This window comes from Kribbella turkmenica (assembly GCF_004348725.1).
GTDB classification, from domain to species: Bacteria; Actinomycetota; Actinomycetes; order Propionibacteriales; family Kribbellaceae; genus Kribbella; species Kribbella turkmenica.
The window spans coordinates 16,328-34,876 of record NZ_SMKR01000070.1; the positions used below are offsets into that span (position 1 = coordinate 16,328).

Here is an 18,549-nt window from a genome sequence, read left to right on the forward strand (position 1 = left end):
ACCGCAGCCGGCCGCGCGGAGGCGTACAGCGCGGCAATCGGGGTACCGCAATAGTCCGGTAACGGAGGAAATGAGGAATCGACATGTCCGACGCAACGAGTACGCGGAACACCAGCACTCCGGTCCAGAAGGCGGCGCTCGCGGTGGCCGTCGTCTTCCTGGCCGTCGGTGTCCTGGGGTTCGTTCCGGGGATCACCACCGACTACGACACGATGAGCTTCGCCGGCCACAACTCCGACGCGATGCTGCTGGGCATCTTCCAGGTCTCGATCCTGCACAACATCGTCCACCTGCTGTTCGGTGTCCTCGGACTGGCGCTGGCCCGTACCGCGAGCGGGGCGAAGAACTACCTGATCGGCGGCGGTGTGGTGTACCTGATCCTGTGGATCTACGGCCTGATCATCGATCAGTCCAGCTCTGCCAACTTCGTACCCGTGAACACCGCCGACAACTGGCTGCACCTGGTCCTGGGTCTCGGGATGATCTCCCTCGGCGTTCTGCTCACCCGCCGGACCACTCAGGCGTCCGCCACCCCGAACCGGTAGTAGGCGGGACCGGGCAACCTCTGCGTGCCGGCCGGGGAGGTGAACCTTCCCGGCGGCGCGCAGTGACGGTCAGAGTTCGTGGCCGGGATGATTCGGCGTCACGCGGCGCTGTTTCATCTCGGCCTCGTTGAGGTGGCGCCGGCCACCGGTGAGCTGGTCGCGGGCCTGCTTCTCCAGGCCGGCGAACAGGTCGAAGTAGTGCTCGTCGTACGCCTCGATGATCTGGAAGGTCCAGTGGCCGGGGATCACGTTGCGGCCGATGAGCTCGGTGGTGATCCGGTCCGCGAGGTCGTGGTGGCCGGCCTCGCGCAGCAGGTCGACCGCGTCGTCGAGCCGGTGGTCGGCACGACCGGTCAGCTGGTGGAAGGCGTAGAGGTGACCTCGGGCCCGGATCGCCGTCTCCAGGGCGTCGGTCAGTGTCCCGACCGCCGCGACGGTCACGTCGTCGACACCGTCGGGACGCTCGTGCCCTTCCGGCGCGGGCTGGACGTCGAGGTCGGGCTGCAGGTCCGCGGGCTCAGTCATGCGCGGCCGGTACCCCCGGCGAGTCGGCGCAATCCCCGGTGTAGAGCCGGCCGGCTTGGGTACCGAGCGCGCTCGTCGGCGCGGGAGGAGTGAGGTCAGCAGGTGCCCGGGAAGCGAGTAGTGGTGACCGGTGGGGCGGGATTCCTCGGCAGCCACCTGTGCGAGCGACTGCTCGCCGACGGCCATCGAGTGATCTGCCTGGACAACTTCCTCACCGGTGTGCCTGCCAACGTCGAGCACCTGATGCCGAACCCGGACTTCACCCTGACCCGCTGCGACATCACCGACTTCCTGCACGTCCCCGGCCCGGTCGACCTCGTGCTCCACTTCGCCAGCCCGGCCTCGCCGATCGATTATCTCCGCCTGCCGATCCAGACCTTGAAGGTCGGTGCCATCGGCACCTGGCACGCCCTCGGACTCGCGAAGGACAAGGGCGCCCGCTTCCTGCTCGCGAGCACGTCCGAGGTGTACGGCGACCCGCAGGTACACCCGCAACCGGAGGAGTACTGGGGCCACGTGAACCCGCTCGGCCCGCGCGGTGTGTACGACGAGGCGAAGCGGTACGCCGAGGCACTCACGACCGCGTACCGGACCAGTGAGTCGCTCGACACCGCGATCGTCCGGATCTTCAACACCTACGGACCGCGGATGCGCCCGGAGGACGGGCGGGCGATCCCGACGTTCATCCGGCAGGCGCTGGCCGTCAGTCCGCTGACCGTGGCCGGTGACGGCACCCAGACCCGCTCGGTGTGCTACGTCAGCGACACCGTCGACGGCGTCCTGCGGCTCGCCTTCGGCGACCACGCCGGGCCGGTCAACATCGGCAACCCGGACGAGCGCTCGGTGCTCACCATCGCGCAGGACGTCATCGCGATCACCCGCACCACCTCGAGCATCGAGTTCGTCGACCGGCCGGTCGACGACCCCGCCGTACGCCGGCCGGACACCACCCGGGCGCGCAAGCTGCTGGACTGGGAGCCGCAGGTCGAGTGGCACGACGGGCTCAGGAAGACCGTGGAATGGTTCCGGCACGCTGTGCACGAGCCGCTGTCAGCACCTCCTGGACGCTGATCCGGAGCAGCGCCTCGTCGGTCCGGGCGGCGTGTGGATCACCGGGGCCGGTGCCGTGGTGGACGACCGTGTGCAGGTCGGAGTCGATCGCCGGCCCCCAGAAGGCCGGGGGAGTAGGGCCGAAGAGGGTGACCGACCGAGTGCCGGTCGCCGTCGCCAGGTGAGCGATGCCGGTGTCGGTGCTCAGCACCAGGCCCGCCCGAGCAACCAGGCCGGCGAACTCACCGATCGGAAGGTCGCCGCTGGCGTCGTTCGCGGGTACTTGTCGTGCGATCGCCCGGCAGAGCTCGCGTTCTGTGCCCGTCAGCACGAGGTCCGCGCCGTCCGAACGCAACTCGCGGGCGACGGCAGTCCATCGGTCGATCGGCCATCTTCGGGCCCCGGCCGCGGCACCTGGATGTAGGACGACCACGTCGTCGCGGACGACGCCGGGCACGCTGACTCGGAGGTCGTCGGCCGTACAGTGGCCGCCGGCAGCGTTGACCAGGCGGCACCACCGGTCGACCTCGTGCTCGTCGGACCGCCAGCGGGTCCGGCTGTGATGCGAAGCCGCCGGACAGTCGAAGGCGAGCAGGTCGGTCGGCCGGCTTTCCTGCAGCAACCGGTGGCTGTCCGGTCCGCGGCCGTGCAGGTTCACCGCGACATGACTGCCGAGCGCGCGGCCGGGCGGCTGCGCCGACAGGCCCGCGACCGGCACGACGTCGTCGACGATCCCCAGCTCGGCCAGCCAGCCTCCGAGTCCGGCCGGACCGGCCAGCAGCAGCGGCCGGTCCGGAGCCAGCCGGCGCAGACCCCGCAACGCGGGCACGGCGGTCAGCGCGTCGCCGAGGCCGAGCGCGCGCAGGGCGAGCACGGGTGCGGTCACGGCCAGGACGGCTCCACCGACGGGCAGACCACGAGCTCACGGATCTCGGCACCGGCCGGTTGCCCGAGCGCGTAGACGATCGTGTCGGCGACGACGTCCGGATCGTTCAGCATTGCGTCCTCCCCGGGCCGGTACCGCTCCGGGCGACCGTCGAAGAAGCTGGTCTTCATACCGCCGGGCACCACCATCGTCACCCCGACCCGCCCGGCGGTCTCGACCGCGAGCGCCCGGGAGAACCCGACCACCCCGAACTTCGAGGCGCAGTACGCCGTGGCGTCGCTCAGGGCCCGCAGGCCGAGGGTCGAGGCGATGGTGACCAGTCGGCCACGAGTGCTCTCGAGGCGTGGAACGGCGGCCCGCGCGATCGCGGCGGTACCGATCAGGTTGACGGTGACCACCCGCACCCAGTCCTCCAGCGGGACGTCCTCGATCCGTCCGCAGGAGTCGATGCCGGCCGCGGTGACGACGCCGGTGAGCGGGCCGATCAGCCGTTCCGCCTCCGCGACCGCCGGCTCCGCGGCCGTTGGGTCGGAAAGGTCCACCTCAACCCAACGGACGTCGTCTCCCGGCGCTCGCCGGTCCAGCGCGACCGCCGTACCGCCGGCCTTCTCCACGGCCCGGACGACAGCGGCGCCGAGGCCACTGGCGCCACCGGTCACGGCGACTCGTTCCACACTCATCGAAAACTCCTTCCGTCGAGGATCGCGCTGGTCGAGCGGCCGGGCAGCAGCGGGACCACGACCACCCGGCCGCCCCAGCCGCGCACAATGGGGGCCTCGGGCAACGAATCGGCGTCGTAGTCGCCGCCCTTGACCCAGACGTCGGGCCGGAGCTGGTCGAGCAGCTCGGCCGGAGTGTCGCCGCCGAACACCTCGACGGCGTCGACGCACCGCAGGGACCGGAGCACCCGGCACCGGTCGCCGACCGGGTTCACCGGCCGGCCGGCTCCCTTGAGCCGTTGGACGCCGGTGTCTGAGTTCACCAGGACCACGAGCGCGTCACCGAGCTGCCGGGCCGCCTCGAGACCGGCGATGTGCCCGGCGTGCAGAACGTCGAAACAGCCACCCGTCGCGACGACGGTGCCACCGGCGGCGCGGATTCTCCGGATCAGGTCCGCCGCGGTCAACTGCTCGGAGCTGTCGACGACCCGTTCGGAGTACGCGGGAGCCTGCACGCCACCCGCACGCAACCAGTGAGCGGTGTCGTCGGCGGCGTCGGCGATGGCAGTACGAACCACCGCCCCCGCGCCGAGAGCGGCCGCGACCGTGCCGGCGAAGCGGTCGCCGGCGCCGCAGGCGTCGCCGTGGTGCTTGAAGGTGGCCGGGACGAAGACGGCCGGGCTGCCGCCGGCGGACAGGAACACACCGGCCGCGCCGTCGGTCACGGCGACCGCCCAGGCCTGCCACTGGTCGCGCAGCCGCTCGGCGAGTTCGTCGGGCGGTCCCGCCGGCAGCCGGGCGAACTGTCTGGCTTCGGCTTTGTTCGGGGTGACGAGACACAGCCCCGGCACCGGCTCCGCGCCGCGTGGATGCGGATCCCAGACCATCGCACGCTGGCTCGCCCAGCGCCGCAGTACCGATCGGACGCCCGGATGGCTGATCAGACCGCCGGCATAGTCGGAGACCAGGACCGCGTCGGAGTCCTCCAGTTCCGCCTCGAGCGCCTCCAGATCCGGGTCGTCGACGATCGCCGCCTCGGCTTCGACGTCCATCCGCAGGACGGACTGGCCGGCGCTGCGGATCCGGGTCTTGCACCGGGTGCCCGGCGTACTGGCGATCACGGTGACCGGAAGTCGGTCGGTCAGCAGGGTGGACAGTCGCTTGGACGGTTCGTCGTCGGCCAGCGCGGTGACGAGGTGGACCTCGATCCCCGGCCGGCCCGCGAGCAGCGTCGCGGCCAGGCCGGCGCCGCCCGCCCGTTCGGCCTCGGCACCGATCTCGACCACCGGGACCGGCGCCTCCGGCGACACCCGGTGCACCTCGCCGTCGATGTCGCGGTCCAGCAGGACGTCGCCGATCACGAGCACCCGGGTGATCATCGACCGACCTCCGGACCGAGGAGCATCACGCGCTCCAGGGCCGCGCAGAGTGCGTGGATGGCGATCAGGTGGGCCTCCTGGACCGCGGTCGGGGCGATGCTCTCGATCGCCAGCACCTCGTCGACCTGCTCGGCCAGCGGATTCGGCCGCGGACCGGTCATCGCCCAGACGTGCAGCCCGAGCAGGCGTCCGGCGTCGGCAGCGGCCAGCAGGTTCGGGCTCGCGCCGCTGGTCGACAGCAGGATCAGTACGTCGCCCGGCCGGCCATGGGCCTCGACCTGCCGGGCGAACACCCGCTCCTGGCCGAAGTCGTTGCCGATGGCCGTCATCGTCGAGGAGTCCGCGTGCAACGCGATCGCGGGCAGCGCCGTGCGGCCGGACTCGAAGCGACCGACCAGTTCGGCGGTCAGGTGCTGCGCCTCGGCCGCGCTGCCACCGTTGCCGGCCGCAAGGAGATGGTTCCCGGCGGCGAAGGCGACGGCCAGTTCCCGGCCCCAGCGGTCGAGCACGTCGTTCTGCCTCGCGAGGCTCTGCAGACCGTCGCCGAGTTGGTCGAGGTGTTCGTTCAGAGTGCCGAAAGCCGCTTTCATCCGATCCTCCCCGAGGTCACCGGAGACACGATCCGGCGGTAGACGTCCTCCGTCGCCGCGGCCACTGTGGGCCACGTGTACTTCGCAAGCACCCGAGCGTGTCCGGCGCGGCCGAGAGCCTCTCGGCGGGCCGGGTCCGCCAGCAGTTCCCGCAGTACGACGGCCAGCCGCACCGGATCCCGTGGTGGCACGTGGATCCCGGTGACGCCGTCGACCACGGTGTCCACCAGACCGCCGACGGCCGAGGCGACGACCGGCCGTCCGCAGGCCATCGCCTCCAGCGGCACGATCCCGAACGGCTCGTACCACGGTGTGCAGGCGACCACGTCGGCCGACCGCAGCAACGCGGGTACCTCCGTCCTCCTGACCGGACCGATCAGCGAGACGCGGTCGGCCACGCCGGCCTGCTCGGCGAGGGCTCGCAACCGGACGACCTCCGGGTCGGCGTCGAAGCCGGTCGACGGACCGCCGGCCACGACGAGTTCGGCGCCGGCGACGTGGGCGAGGGCGGCGATGACTGTGTCCACACCTTTGCGCTCGACCAGCCTGCCCAGCGAGAGGATCCGGCCGCGGCCGCCGTGCCGGCGCCGCTCGGCCGGTGGGCCGGGTGGGAACGCGTCGACGCCGCACGGGACGACGTGCATGACCTCGGGCCGCGCGCCCAGCGCCAGAAGCTCGCGCACCTCGTCGGTCGCGGTGGCGATCACGGCGTCGGACCGCAGGGCGAGCGAGGTCTCGATGTCCACCCGGTCGTCCGGGCTCGGGTCATGGCTGCCTTGGTGACGGCGCTTGACCACACCGAGGGCATGGAAGGTCTGGGCGCTCGGCAGCGGCATCCGTCGGCGGGCCTGGACGGACGCGACGCCGGACATCCAGAAGTGCGCGTGGACGACGTCCGGTGGCCGGTCCGCCCAGTAGACCGTCAGCCAGTCGCCGAACGCGGGCATATAGGGCTGCAGTTCGTCCTTCGCGATCGGCCGCGGTGGTCCGGCGGGCACGTGGATCACATCGACGCCCGGGCCGAGGCACATCCGTTCCGGCGTGCCGTGATGGTCGCGCCGGGTGTAGACGTCGACCGTGTGGCCGCGCTCGGCCAGCGCCAGCGACAGTGACGCGACGTGGACGTTCTGGCCGCCGGCGTCGGCCCCACCCAGGACTGCCAGCGGACTCGCGTGCTCGGAGATCATCGCGATCCTCATCGGCACACCTCCTTCAGGATCCGGTTCCATTCGTCGAGAAATCTGGGCAGCCCGAAGTGGTCGAGGGCGTGCAGCCGGGCGGCGAGGCCGACGTCGCGGGCCTCGGCCCGGTCGGACTGCCAGCGCAGGGCGGTCCGTGCCAGGACGTCGGGGTCGGAGCTGACGACGCCGGCCTGTGCAGGCACTGACTCGGGCGCCGCGGTCGAGGCGATCACGAGGACCGGACAGCCCAGCGTCATCGCCTCGACGAGGGACAGCCCGAGGCTCGTCCACCGGCAGCTGTGCAGGTAGGCGAGGTGGTTCGCGGTCCTGGCGTGCAGCTCCTTCTGGGACAGGTCGTCGGTGGCCGCGAGCCCTGGGCCGAAGCGGCCCGCGAGCTGGTCGGCGCCCATTCCGTAGACCCCGACCGGCACGTACTGCGAGATCCGCTGCACCAGGTCGAGTCCGGCGACCCGCCAGCGCCGGACCGGTTCGTTGACGGCGACGGCGAGCGAGTCGAGCCGGCCGGTGTACTGATAGCCGTAGTCGGGCACACCGTGCTCGATCACGACCGTCGGTGCCAGTCCGTTGTCCCAGGCCATCGCGTTGAACTGGGTGACGTGCACGATCGGTATGTCTGCCCGGGCGGCCAGCGGATGGATCCATTCGTCGACATCCCCGCGGGGCGTGTTGTGCTCGACGTACACCGCGGGCACCCCGTGCCGGCCGAGCGCGCGACCCGACCAGCGCTGGAACAGTTGGAGCTCGCTCAGGCGTTGCAGCACGACGACGTCGATGTCCTCGTCGGCCAGCTCGGCCGGCCGGACCTCCCGCACGGCCGACGGCCACTCGTAGGTCAGAGCACGGCCGCGGCCGTCGGGTCCGCGGTCCGGGAGAACCGGCACCAGGTAGTCGTGGTCACCCTGGACGAACGACGTCATCCAGGACGCGTGCACGTGCCAGGCCAGGATCTTCACGCGACCTCCTCGAGGAGTTTGTGCACCGCGATCACCGCTTCCTCGATCGCGACACCGTTCAGGCAGGGGTGACCGGGGATCGGGCACTCGCGCGCGCGGGTGTCACGGCAAGGAGCCTGCTGGTCGCCGAGCAGGATCGCCGGCACCCGCCAGGGCGCCCAGCGGTCGGGCGGCACCACCGGGGCGAACAGCGAGACGACCGGTGTGCCGACCGCCGCGGCGAGGTGGGCCGGGCCGGTGTTGCCCACGACGGCACAGTCGGCGCCGTCGAGCAGCGCGGCCAGCTCGGCGTACCGCGTCGTCCCGCCGCGGTCGATACCGTTGTCTCCGGCAACGAACCGGGTGAGCTCGCGTTCCGCCGGTGATCCGGTGACGAGCACGCGATGGCCGGCGCCGGTGAGCGCGGTGACGAGAGCACGGAACCAGTCCGGGCTCGCCGTACGGGCGGGGACCGAGGCGCCCGGGTGGACGACGACGTACGCGTGCTGTGCGGGCGGCCGGACCTGCCGCACGCGCAGGGATCCGTCGTCGCCGGGCGGCAGGTCGTAACCGGCGGCACGGACGAGGTCCAGGTTGCGTTCGACCTCGTGCCCCGGCCGCGGCCGGTGCCGCAGATCCAGCAGCGATCCCGGGTAGTCCACGCAGTTGGCCGCGAGGTACTTCAGTCCGGCGAGCCGTAGGACGAGGGCCAGCGGCAGCGGGCTCTGGTGGTACGACGTCAGGATGAATCCGGCCCCGAACTGTTCGAGCGCGAGCGCGTCGATCAGCGTGTCCACCGAGCGCCGCTCGACCGGGGGTGGTGAGAACCCGGTCCACGGACAGGGCCAGGTCAGCACGTTGCGGACCCCCGGCAGCAGGCGCGCGGCCTGTTCACCGCTGGGTGCGACCAGGAGTGTCACCCGGTCCCGCGCCGCGATGGCCCGGACTGCCGGGCCCGCCAGGAGTACGTCGCCGTCGTTGTCCATTCTGGCGACCAGGACGCTCCTCATCGCAGCCCCTTCAGGACCTGGTCCACGGCGGTCCGCAGGTCGGGTGCGGTGACCCGGGCGGCGAGAATCTCCTCCGGCCGGGTCCGGTCGTTGGGCACCAGGATCGACCGGGCCCCCGCGGCGTCTGCGGCGCCCAGGTCGGCGGCGATGTCGCCGATCACCACGATCTGCCGCGGCGGCACGCCGAGACTGCGGGCGGCCGAGCGGATCAGTCCGTCGGCGGGCTTGCGGCAGCCGCACCCGTCCTCCACCGTGTGCGGACACACCTGCCAGGTGTCGAACGGACCGACCAGGTGGTCGATCCGGTCGTTCACCGCGCAGACCTGGTCCGCGGTCGCGAGGCCACGGCCGATCGCCGACTGATTGGTGACGACACCGACCCGCAGACCCGCCGAGCGAAGCCGCTCGACGGCGGTCGCGGCGTCGTCGACCGGAGTGACCTTCTCCGGATCGCCGTTGTACGGGACGTCGTGCACGAGCGTGCCGTCCCGGTCGAACAGGACCGCCCGGACCGGCTCCGGCCAAGCCTGGCTGCCGCGGAACCGCCACCATCCGGCGATCCGGTGGCCCACTGCCGCGAACGGAATCAGCCACGAGGTGGCGGCCATCCGCCCCGTCTCACGGGGAGTTCGTGGACCGGCCGCGATCCGGCGAATCGCGAACTCGGCGTACAGGACGAGCCAGAGGGCCAGCCCCGGACGGCGGTATCGGCTCAATGCGAGGACGGCCGCGCAGACCGTGGCCACATGGTGGGGGAACCGGCCCGGTGGACACTCGGTGCGCGCACGCCATCGGCGGCCGTGGAGTGCTCGCATCAGTGCGTCGTCGGCGTTGCCTCGCTGCACGCGGACACTGATCCAGAAGTCGGCCGGGCGCACCGGGTGGACGATGTGCCGCTCGCCGCGGACCAGTCGCCAGCCGTCGTCGCGAACCCGACGGGCCAGGTCGGCGTCCTCGCGGTACGCGCGCCGGAACCGCTCGTCGAATCCGTCGACCGCGTGGAGCGCGAGCGTCCGGTAGGCCATGTCCGCCGTTGCCCAGTGCGCGGTGCGGAGCCCCGCCGTACTGCGCTCCCAGTCGGTCGGCCGTCGCCCCTGCGGATCAGGGACCCGGATTTTCGCTTGGACACCCGCCACCTCGGGCCCGGCCGCGGCCAGATCGGCCAGCAGCTTCGCCGACCAGCTGTCGGGAAGCCGTACGTCGTCGTCGAGGAACACCACCCACTCGGTGCCGGCGGTCTTCCAGCCGACGTTGCGGGCGGCCGCCGGACCGCGGCCGCCGCTCGAGCGAACGGTGATCGGGAGGTCCACCGCAACGGGTGCGAGCGCGTCCGGGCCGTCGTTGACCAGGACCACCTGGTCGGGCCGATGGAGCTGCGCCGCGAGGTCGGCCAGCAGATCGGTCAGGGAAGAACGTCCCAGCGTGGGAACGACGACGGTCCAACTCGTCATCGGAACGACTCCGCGCGGCGGACCACGTGAGGTCCGAGGACGAGCAGGTCGGCCGGTGTCGAGCCGAACAGTTCGAGGGCGTCCGACGGGCTGTCGACCATCGGCCGGCCGGCGGTGTTCAGGCTGGTGTTGACCAGCACGGGCAGCCCGGTCCGCCGGTCGAACTCGTGCAGCAACCGGGCGAGCAGAGGTTCGGCCGCCGGGTCGACGGTCTGGATCCGGGCGGTGCCGTCGACGTGCACTACGGCGGGGATCCGTTCCCGCCAGGTGGCGACGACGTCGTGGACGAACAACATGTACGGGCTGGGCAGCGGGCCGTCGAAGATCTCGGCCGCCCGGCCGGCGAGGACCAGCGGCGCGATCGGCCGGAACTGCTCGCGTCCCTTGATGTCGTTCAGCCGCTCGAGATTGCGTGGGTCGCCAGGGTGCGCGAGCAAGGACCGGTGCCCGAGGGCGCGCGGTCCGTACTCCGACCGGCCCTGGAACCAGGCGACGACCGCGTTGCCGGCCAAGGCCTCGGCGACCGTCGCCGCGAGGTCCCGCGGTGTCTCGAACGGCAGTCCCGCCCGCGCCAGCCGGGCGCCGAGCTCGTCGTCGGTCCAGCCCCGGCCGAGCGCGGCGGTCGTCATCGGCATCGGCGCACGGCCGGCGCCGGCGCTCAGGTGGAGCGCCGCGCCCAGCGAGGTTCCGGCGTCACCGGCGGCCGGCTGGACCCAGATCTCGTCGTACGGTCCGCGCCGGGCGAGCATGGAGTTGGCGACGCAGTTCAGTGCCGTGCCGCCGGCCATCGTCAGGTTCCTGGCGCCGCTGCGGTCGTGCAACCAGCGAGCGAGGTCGAGCAGAACCTCCTCGAGTCGCTGCTGCGCGCTGCAGGCGAGGTCGGCGTGCGCGTCGCCGAGTGAGTCGCCTTTGCGGACCTTGGGCGCATACGCCTCCCAGTCCACCGGGTCGGTGACGAACCCGCCGTCACCGGTCGCCCGGACGAGTTCGCGGAAGTCATCCAGGTGCCGCGGTTTGCCGTACGACGCCAGCGCCATCACCTTGTACTCGTCGCTGGAGCGGAGGAAGCCGAGGTGCTCGGTCAGGTCCTCGTAGAGCAGACCGAGTGAATGCGGGAGTTCCTGGGCGGCGAAGACCTCGAGGTCGGGGCCGGTGTAGCGACCGGCCAGGTGCGACGCGCGCTCGCCTCGGCCGTCGAGCACCAGGCAGGCGCTGTCCCGGAACGGCGCGGCCAGGCCGGCCGACGCCGCGTGGGCCACGTGATGCTGAACGAACCGGACCTTGTCCGGGTCGAGACCGGGCAGGGACGCGGCCAGGAACCTGGGCGCCCGGCGGGCGTAGTCCGTGCGGACCGCGTCGCCGGGGTCGCTGACGCCGAGGCCGGCCAGGTCGACGCACAACGCGGGGTCGAACGAATAGCCGACGAGGTCGAGGTCCTGCGGCCGGATCCCACCCTGGTCGAGACACCAGCGCATCGCCTGCTCGGGCAACTCCCAGGCCGACCAGGGCACAGGCCGCTTGCCGTGCTTGCGGCGGCTGAACCGCTCCTCTTCCGCCGCCGCCACGATCCGGCCGTCCACCACGAGCGCGGCCGACGGGTCGTGGAAGATCGCGTTGACTCCGAGCACTCGCATCCGGCTCGAACCTCCCCTTGGTCGACGAGACGGCGGCAGTACCCGGTCGAAGTGCTTGTACACGGCCAGTAGCGCTGCTCGTCCGGAATCCGGCGGAAATCGGCAGAACCGCTGCTATGGGTGTCCGCCTGGGTACTGCGGCCCTGGTACCGGCGAGACGAAAGGCGGTGACGATCGGATGGAGCAGCCAGGGATCGGCGGACCGGAGAGCAACGCGGTCCGGATCCGCGGTGCGGCCGGCGCGTTGTACTCGGCACAGCATCTCCTCGAGGCCGTGGCCCAGCCGTCACTCGACGAGTGGGCCGCCGACCTGGACGCGCTGAACCGGGTCATCGCCGCCGCCGAGGCGCTGGCCGTCTGCCTGGCGAACCGGCGGCCCGCGTCCGGAGTCACCGATCAGGACGCGCACCTGCTCGTCAGTGCTGGCGAGCTGCTGCAGAAGGCGGGCCTGATCCTCGCGGACCAGGTCCGGCGGAGGCCGGGGTCACCGTCGGGCTCGCGGTGACCCCGACGTCAGACCGACAGTGCCAGCCGTAGCTGGACCATGATCCGCCCGAGGAGGCGCGACACCTGCATCTGGCTGACGCCGATCTCGTGACCGATCTCGGCCTGGGTCCGGTGTTCCAGGAACCGTCGCTGGAAGATCAGCCGGTCGCGGGCGGGCAGGTTGTCGACGACCGGCCGGAGCGACTCGATCTGGTCGATGAGCTGATAGGTGTCCGCCGGATCCGCGACCTGCTGGCCGCGGGTGATCGACGAGCCGTCGTGCAGCGGAGTGTCCAGCGAGGACGGCGTGAAGCACCCCTGTGCACGCTGCGCCTCGATGACCTCCTGCACGTCCAGGCCGAGCGCCTCGGCCAGTTCGTGGGAGCTCGGCCAGCGTCCGAGCCGGGCCGCCAGGGCACCTTCGACAGCGCTGATCCGGGTCTGGGTCTCCTGCAGGCGTCGAGGCATCTTGACCGCCCAGGCATGGTCGCGGAAGTGGTGGCGGATGCCACCGCGGATGGTGGGGACGGCGAAGGACCGGAAGTCGGATCCGTCCACCGGCCGGTAGTTGCGGGCCGCTTTGACCAGGTGCTCGTACGCGACCTGGTCGAGGTCCTCGGCGTCGACGCCACGCCGGTAGTACCGGCTCGCCAGCGTGCGGGCGAGCGGAACCGACACAACAATCGCTTGATCGAGCAGGTCTTCTCGTCGCGGACCGGATGCTTCCGCGGCCTCGCGGAGCAGCCTCTCCGCGGTCGCCGCCTGCTCGTTGCGCGTCTCCGTGCACTCCACGACGGCCACGGACGGACGGGGCTGCTGAGTGATGAACGACATCTGAACCGCCTGCGAATTCACTGGCCGGCGAAGGTGGCTGGGGTTGAACCACGGCCGGACCACCCCCGGGTACCCAGGCCTATCCGGCTGAAGCATCTGCAGTCGGCCGGTTTCGAGCAGTCGGCGCAGGGGAACCGCCACGCACCGATGAAACCGAACGAACTGGTCTGGAGCGCGCGGGCCGTAGCCCAGTTGGACGCCGCGTTCTGCCACCGCGCGCCCGCCGAGGCGGCCCGGCTCGTCGACAAGCTGGCGAACCTGCCGTTGACCGGATACGGCCGGCCGGACGACGAGGTGATGACGCTGTACTGCCTCGGGTTCCGGGTCGACTACCAATGCGTGGGCGCCGGAACCACGCTCAAGATCCTCGAGGTCCAGCAGCTCCTGCCCTGAGTCGGCGCGGCCCGGCACAACGGCCGGCGCCTGTCCCGGCCGGATCGCAACCTTCCGCGCTCCGGCCGCATCGTGACGAGTGAGGGGAATCGCGGCCGGGGGACCGCGGCGATGCGGAGGGGAGGACACAGTCATGCGATTCACGAGGACGGCAGGGGTGGCCGTCGCCATCGCCCTACTGCTGGCGGGGGCGCAAGCGGCAGAGGGAGAGACACGGTCGCCGGGCGCCCCGCCGGGCATCCAGATCGTGCCTGGGCCGGAGGGCCCCGGCGAAGCACAGTTCGTGCCCGGCGCGAGCAACGTCGTACCCGCGACCGCGCCGCCGGCCACCGACATCGGCACGAGCAAGGTGCAGTCGCTGGCGGCCCCGTTCTACGCGTGCCCGGGATTCAGCGGGATCGATCGGACGAACCCGCTGGCGAACCTGTACCGCGACACCTACGCCTGGGGACCGTACGCACCCGTCAAGGTCGGCAACGGCGGCGGGAACATCAACTGGCTGGCGAACCCGTACAAGAACGCGAGCTGGTACATGTGGTTCCACTCCCTGCGCTGGCTCGGCCAGGGCATCATCGCGGGCGGCAAGGGTGATCTGGCCGCGATGACACGGGTGAACACGATCGCCTGGGACTGGTACCGCGACAACCCGTACTCGTGGAAGGGCAACGTCGGCGCCTGGGAGTCGACCATGCACCGCGCGAACGTGCTGATCTGTCTGCGGCAGGCGATCCTGTCCGGCCTGCAGGTAACGACGGTGCCGGCGCGCTACGCCTGGATCGACACGGCGCTGCTGAGTCACGCACGCTTCCTGACGTACAACTGGAGCGGCGCCTGGAACCACGGCACCGACGAGAGCATCGCGTTGTTCGGCCTCGGCTGCACGCTGAACCGGACGGACTACAAGAATTTGGCGGTGCAGCGGTTCGGGGCCGCGATCACGACCTCGATCGACGCACAGGGCTCGACCAACGAACAGTCGACCGGGTACGCGGCGTTCAACTACTCGCTCTGGGGCCGGGCCGTCGCGGTGATGCAGAACTGTGGCGTCTCTCCCGGTACGACGATCCCAGCCCGGCGGGCGTTGCTGGCCAAGTGGCTGACGCTGGCGACGAACTCGCTCGGCAAACTCCATCAGCTCGGCGACACCGAGCTCCAGGCGACCTACCCATGGCCGGGCACGCCGATGGAGTACGCCGGTTCGCTCGGGACGAAGGGTACGGTGCCGCCGTGGCGGGTCGGCGTCTACGCGGCGGGCCACGTCTTCGGCCGCACCGGCTGGGGGACCGACCCGGCGCGGAGGTTCGCGGGGGAGTCGACGTACAGCATCAGGTTCGGGCCGGCGCGAGCGTTCCACGGACACAGCGACCACACCAGCATCACCTACACCTCGCGCGGCCGGGACATCGTGATCGACGGCGGGTACGCGGCGTACTCGGCGGGTGTGTGGCGGAGCTGGACTCTGAGCCCGTCGGCGCACAGCGTGCTGACGACACCGCTGTCGAAGGACACCAACCCGGTGACCCGGCTGGCGGCGTACGCCGTGAAGGCGAACGCGGAGGCGTACCAGTTCACCGACGTGCCGGGCAGCGGGATCAGCCGGATCCGCTCGGTCCTGGTGCTGAAGGACCCGGACCTGATCGTCACCTGGGACCGGGCGTCGTCGAGGACCGCGCAGTTGTACCGGACGCTGTGGCACCTCCCGCCGGACCAGCGGGCGACCGTGTACTCGCGGACGACCGCGGTGGCGATGGCGCCCGGTGACTCGACCAAGACGATCGTGTTCCAGGTCCCGTTCAAGCAGGCGCTGCCTGCCGGCGCGACGCTGGTCCACCAGGCTCGGACGAACCCGATCCAGGGCTGGTACTACCCGAGCAGCTACGTCCGGAAGTCGGCGCCGACGGTCCTGATGGCCCGGTCCGGCACGATGGCGTCGATCCTGTCGTTCGTCGTCCCCGTGCGGGCCACGGGCTCGGTCACCTACCGCGTCCGGCAGTCGGGACCGACGTTCATCGTCAGCCTGAACGTCGGTGGCAAGCCCGCGACGATCGCCATCTCCGCCGGCGGGTCGCTGTACCGGGCCGGGTAGGCGAATCCCCATGAAATCTTGACAGCGTTAAGTAAAGAAGCCAATATCCTATCCGATCCGGGTTCTCGGATTCTTGTCGAGGACCCGGACGGCCGGGGCCTCGGCTGACAGATCGTCAGAGAGGTCACCGCTCATGACCAGATCCCTACCGGGCAAGGCACGACGAGGCGTCGTCGTGGGACTCGCCGTCGCCGGGCTGCTCTCGGCCGGACTGGCGGCCACGTCGTCCGCCGCACCCGCGCCGCGCGCGACGACGACTGCGACGGCGGCGGCCGCCGCGACTACGGGACCCGCCGGCGGGCCGGCGGGGGAGAAGGCGCTCAAGCCCTACATGGGCTGGAGCAGCTACAGCATGCAGGTGTACTCGCCGCCCGGCAGCAGCTGGATCTCGGCGGCGCAGCTGAAGGCGCAGTCGGACGCGATGCACGAGAAGCTCCAGCCGTACGGTTACGAGTACGTCAACATCGACGCCGGCTGGAACGGCGACATCGACGGGTACGGCCGGCCGGTGCCGAGCACGACCCTGTACCCCGACGGATTCCAGGACGTGATCGACCATATCCACGGCAACGGCCAGAAGGTCGGTCTCTACGGCATCCCGGGCATCAGCCAGACGCTGATCGACGCCAACCTCCCCGTGTATGGCGCCCCCGAGTGCAAGACCGGTGACCTGCCGGTGCGGCCGCTGAAGAAGGCGGACTACTGGGGGCTCGGCTTCGCGATCGACTTCTCCAAGCCGTGCGCGCAGAAGTACGTCGACTCGATCGCGGACCTCTACTCCTCGTGGGGCGTGGACTTCCTGAAGTTCGACAGCGTCACGCCCGGCTCGGGGATCAGTGACCTGTCCCTCGACGCCCGCGGCGACGTCAAGGCGTGGTCGCAGGCGCTGGCTCGCCACGGCATCTGGCTCGAGCTCTCGTGGGCGCTCGACATCAACTACGCCGACTACTGGAAGCAGTACGCCAACGGCTGGCGGATCGACTGGGACGTCGAGTGCTACTGCCCCGGTCAGGCGCTCACCACCTGGCAGAACATCGCGCGACTGTTCCCGAAGCTGGCCGACTGGTGGCGGCACGCCGGACCCGGCGGCTGGAACGACCTCGACTCGCTGAACGTCGGCAACGGCCAGATGGACGGTCTCACCCGCGACGAGCGCCGTACGGCGGCGACGCTGTGGGCGGTGTCGGCCGCCCCGATGTACATCGGGAACGACATGACCAGGCTCGACCAGCTCGGACTGGAACTGCTGACGAACCGTGAGGTGATCGCGGTCAACCAGGCCGGGCGTCCCGCGCGGCCGGTGTCGACGAAGACCAACCGGCAGGTCTGGTTCGCGCTCAACCCGGACAACACCTACACCGTCGCCCTGTTCAACCTCGGGCAGACCGACGCGGACATGACCGTGAACTGGCCGGACCTCGGGCTGTCCGGTACCGCGAAGGTGCGCGACCTGTGGGCCCGCAAGGACCTGGGACAGTTCACGTCCGGCTTCACCGCGGAGAACGTGCCGATCCACGGCGTCCGGCTGCTCGAGGTCACACCGCAGAAGAACTCCGCGATCACCGTCAACGACGACGACCTGCGGGTCGCGTACGACGGTGACTGGCAGCGCAACGGCAACCGCGAGGTCCCGGCCGTGTCGGAGCCGCTGACCGTCGCGGTGACCGACTCTTCGGCCAGGGCGGGGGTGACGAACGCCGGCGTACGGACGGTCGAGGTCAACAACGACGACTCGCAGATCGTCTACACGGGCTCGTGGAGCCGGAGCACGGGACGTGGGCTCGGTGACTACCAGGACGACGTGCAGTACACCGAGACCAACGGCGACTCCTTCTCGTACAGCTTCGTCGGGACCGGCGTCGACTACGTGACCGAGACCCACAACTCACAGGGTGACGTCGACATCTACGTCGACGGTCAGCTCAAGGAGACCGTGAGCACGTACCGCGAGGACGGGCGCGGGGCCCAGCAGGTCGTCTACAGCATCTCGGACCTGCCGAACGGAACCCACACGATCCGCGGCGTGAAGAAGTCGGGTCAGTTCATGCTGCTGGACAAGCTGAACGTCCGCCAGGAGAGCCTGCTGAACCCGGACACCGCGAGCTTCGACAAGTCGGCCCCGGCCGACGTCAGCGTCCAGATCGGACGCGACCCCGGCGAGCTCCTCGCCGTGTCCAAGGCCGGCACCGACCTGCTCAAGGGCACCGACTACACCGTCGACGGCGCCGTCGTCACCATCCGGCAGGCGTACCTCGCGGCCCAGCCGACCGGAACCACGAAGCTCGACTTCCGCTTCCGCGGCGACTACCGCGACGACATCCACGCCACGACCGCCGACGGCGCGTCCGTCACCTTCGCGTTCACCGGCAACAGCGTCCAGTGGATCACCGCCCTCGCCCCCGACCAGGGCGAGGCCGACATCTACGTCGACGACGAACTCGTCCGCCGCGTCGACCTCCACAACGACACCCGTGTGACGGCCCACCAGGCCTTCACCACCACCCTGAAGAACGGCCCCCACACCCTCAAGATCGTCAAGATGTCCGGCGGCATCCTCCGCAACGACACCATCCGCTACACGACCGCCAGGTAGCCCGCACGACCGGCGACCCGGGTCGACCGTCCAAGAACTGTATGACGGTCGGCCCGGGTCGCGGGCATGCTGCTCCCCAAGGGTTGTTGGGGAGTGAGGATCGTGGCCGAGGACGGGGTCAAGGAGTTGCGGGCGACGGCCCATCCGGTGCGGTTGCGGATGTTGTCGTTGCTGACCGGGACGGCGATGAGTGCGGCGGAGGTGGCCCGGGAGCTGGGGCTGACGCATGCGAACGCGTCGTACCATCTGCGGATCCTGCTCGAGTCGGGCACCGTGGTGGAGGCGGGGGAGGAG

General features: G+C 70.8%; 18 protein-coding genes. 7 read left to right on the top strand and 11 right to left on the bottom strand.

Annotated elements, in window-relative coordinates; translation table 11 throughout:
• Nucleotides 1-83 precede the first annotated feature (83 nt).
• Nucleotides 84-545: a DUF4383 domain-containing protein gene (locus E1218_RS17455; RefSeq protein WP_132321378.1), complete on the top strand. Its 462-nt coding sequence runs from the start codon at nt 84-86 to the stop codon at nt 543-545.
• Nucleotides 546-614: 69 nt separating this feature from the next.
• Here the strand turns inward: E1218_RS17455 and E1218_RS17460 are convergent, their stop codons facing one another.
• Nucleotides 615-1,070 (bottom strand): hypothetical protein, encoded by a 456-nt coding sequence (locus E1218_RS17460; protein ID WP_132321380.1) that lies wholly within the window; start codon nt 1,068-1,070, stop codon nt 615-617.
• Nucleotides 1,071-1,172: 102 nt separating this feature from the next.
• On the opposite strand from E1218_RS17460, the gene E1218_RS17465 reads away from it, so the two are divergent.
• A complete protein-coding gene (locus E1218_RS17465) occupies nt 1,173-2,141 on the top strand; it encodes a UDP-glucuronic acid decarboxylase family protein (protein WP_132321382.1) in 969 nt (322 codons plus the stop codon).
• Here the strand turns inward: E1218_RS17465 and E1218_RS17470 are convergent.
• Genes E1218_RS17470 through E1218_RS17510 form a run of 9 tightly spaced genes read right to left on the bottom strand, consistent with a single transcriptional unit; the run spans nt 2,074 to nt 11,863 of the window.
• The gene (locus E1218_RS17470; protein ID WP_132321384.1) at nt 2,074-3,006 is read right to left on the bottom strand and encodes a glycosyltransferase family 9 protein; all 933 of its coding nucleotides are present in this window, start codon (nt 3,004-3,006) and stop codon (nt 2,074-2,076) included. The genes E1218_RS17465 and E1218_RS17470 overlap by 68 nt on opposite strands.
• Nucleotides 3,003-3,686, bottom strand: a complete 684-nt coding sequence (locus E1218_RS17475; protein WP_132321386.1) for an SDR family oxidoreductase — start codon at nt 3,684-3,686, stop codon at nt 3,003-3,005. The genes E1218_RS17470 and E1218_RS17475 overlap by 4 nt, the downstream gene beginning before the upstream one ends.
• On the bottom strand, nt 3,683-5,044 hold the full coding sequence (locus tag E1218_RS17480) for a PfkB family carbohydrate kinase (protein ID WP_132321388.1): 1,362 nt from the start codon (nt 5,042-5,044) through the stop codon (nt 3,683-3,685). Before E1218_RS17480 ends, E1218_RS17475 begins: the two co-directional genes overlap by 4 nt.
• Nucleotides 5,041-5,634 (bottom strand): D-sedoheptulose-7-phosphate isomerase, encoded by a 594-nt coding sequence (locus E1218_RS17485; protein ID WP_132321390.1) that lies wholly within the window; start codon nt 5,632-5,634, stop codon nt 5,041-5,043. The genes E1218_RS17480 and E1218_RS17485 overlap by 4 nt, the downstream gene beginning before the upstream one ends.
• Nucleotides 5,631-6,833 (bottom strand): glycosyltransferase, encoded by a 1,203-nt coding sequence (locus E1218_RS17490; RefSeq protein WP_132321392.1) that lies wholly within the window; start codon nt 6,831-6,833, stop codon nt 5,631-5,633. Before E1218_RS17490 ends, E1218_RS17485 begins: the two co-directional genes overlap by 4 nt.
• Entirely contained in the window at nt 6,830-7,789 is a 960-nt protein-coding gene (locus E1218_RS17495; protein WP_132321394.1) for a glycosyltransferase, read from the bottom strand. The genes E1218_RS17490 and E1218_RS17495 overlap by 4 nt, the downstream gene beginning before the upstream one ends.
• A complete protein-coding gene (locus E1218_RS17500) occupies nt 7,786-8,778 on the bottom strand; it encodes a glycosyltransferase family 9 protein (RefSeq protein WP_132321396.1) in 993 nt (330 codons plus the stop codon). Before E1218_RS17500 ends, E1218_RS17495 begins: the two co-directional genes overlap by 4 nt.
• Nucleotides 8,775-10,229: an HAD-IIIA family hydrolase gene (locus tag E1218_RS17505; RefSeq protein WP_132321398.1), complete on the bottom strand. Its 1,455-nt coding sequence runs from the start codon at nt 10,227-10,229 to the stop codon at nt 8,775-8,777. Before E1218_RS17505 ends, E1218_RS17500 begins: the two co-directional genes overlap by 4 nt.
• Nucleotides 10,226-11,863 (bottom strand): carbamoyltransferase family protein, encoded by a 1,638-nt coding sequence (locus E1218_RS17510; protein ID WP_132321400.1) that lies wholly within the window; start codon nt 11,861-11,863, stop codon nt 10,226-10,228. Before E1218_RS17510 ends, E1218_RS17505 begins: the two co-directional genes overlap by 4 nt.
• 178 nt (nt 11,864-12,041) lie before the next feature.
• Here E1218_RS17510 and E1218_RS17515 point away from each other — a divergent pair, with 178 nt between their 5' ends.
• Nucleotides 12,042-12,368: a hypothetical protein gene (locus tag E1218_RS17515; protein ID WP_132321402.1), complete on the top strand. Its 327-nt coding sequence runs from the start codon at nt 12,042-12,044 to the stop codon at nt 12,366-12,368.
• Between the two features lie 8 nt (nt 12,369-12,376).
• Here E1218_RS17515 and E1218_RS17520 read toward each other — a convergent pair whose 3' ends face one another.
• Nucleotides 12,377-13,183, bottom strand: a complete 807-nt coding sequence (locus E1218_RS17520) for a sigma-70 family RNA polymerase sigma factor (RefSeq protein ID WP_132321404.1) — start codon at nt 13,181-13,183, stop codon at nt 12,377-12,379.
• Nucleotides 13,184-13,330: 147 nt separating this feature from the next.
• Between E1218_RS17520 and E1218_RS17525 the strand changes: the two genes are divergently transcribed.
• The 4 genes from E1218_RS17525 to E1218_RS17540 all read left to right on the top strand — a co-directional run.
• On the top strand, nt 13,331-13,576 hold the full coding sequence (locus E1218_RS17525; RefSeq protein WP_132321406.1) for a hypothetical protein: 246 nt from the start codon (nt 13,331-13,333) through the stop codon (nt 13,574-13,576).
• Between the two features lie 133 nt (nt 13,577-13,709).
• Nucleotides 13,710-15,662, top strand: coding sequence for a heparinase II/III domain-containing protein (locus E1218_RS17530; RefSeq protein ID WP_132321408.1), 1,953 nt, complete (start codon nt 13,710-13,712; stop codon nt 15,660-15,662).
• A gap of 133 nt (nt 15,663-15,795) precedes the next feature.
• On the top strand, nt 15,796-18,255 hold the full coding sequence (locus tag E1218_RS17535; RefSeq protein ID WP_132321410.1) for a X2-like carbohydrate binding domain-containing protein: 2,460 nt from the start codon (nt 15,796-15,798) through the stop codon (nt 18,253-18,255).
• A 102-nt stretch (nt 18,256-18,357) separates the two neighbouring features.
• Nucleotides 18,358-18,549 (top strand): winged helix-turn-helix domain-containing protein (locus E1218_RS17540; RefSeq protein ID WP_202866064.1); only part of this gene is annotated, 192 nt, incomplete at its 3' end.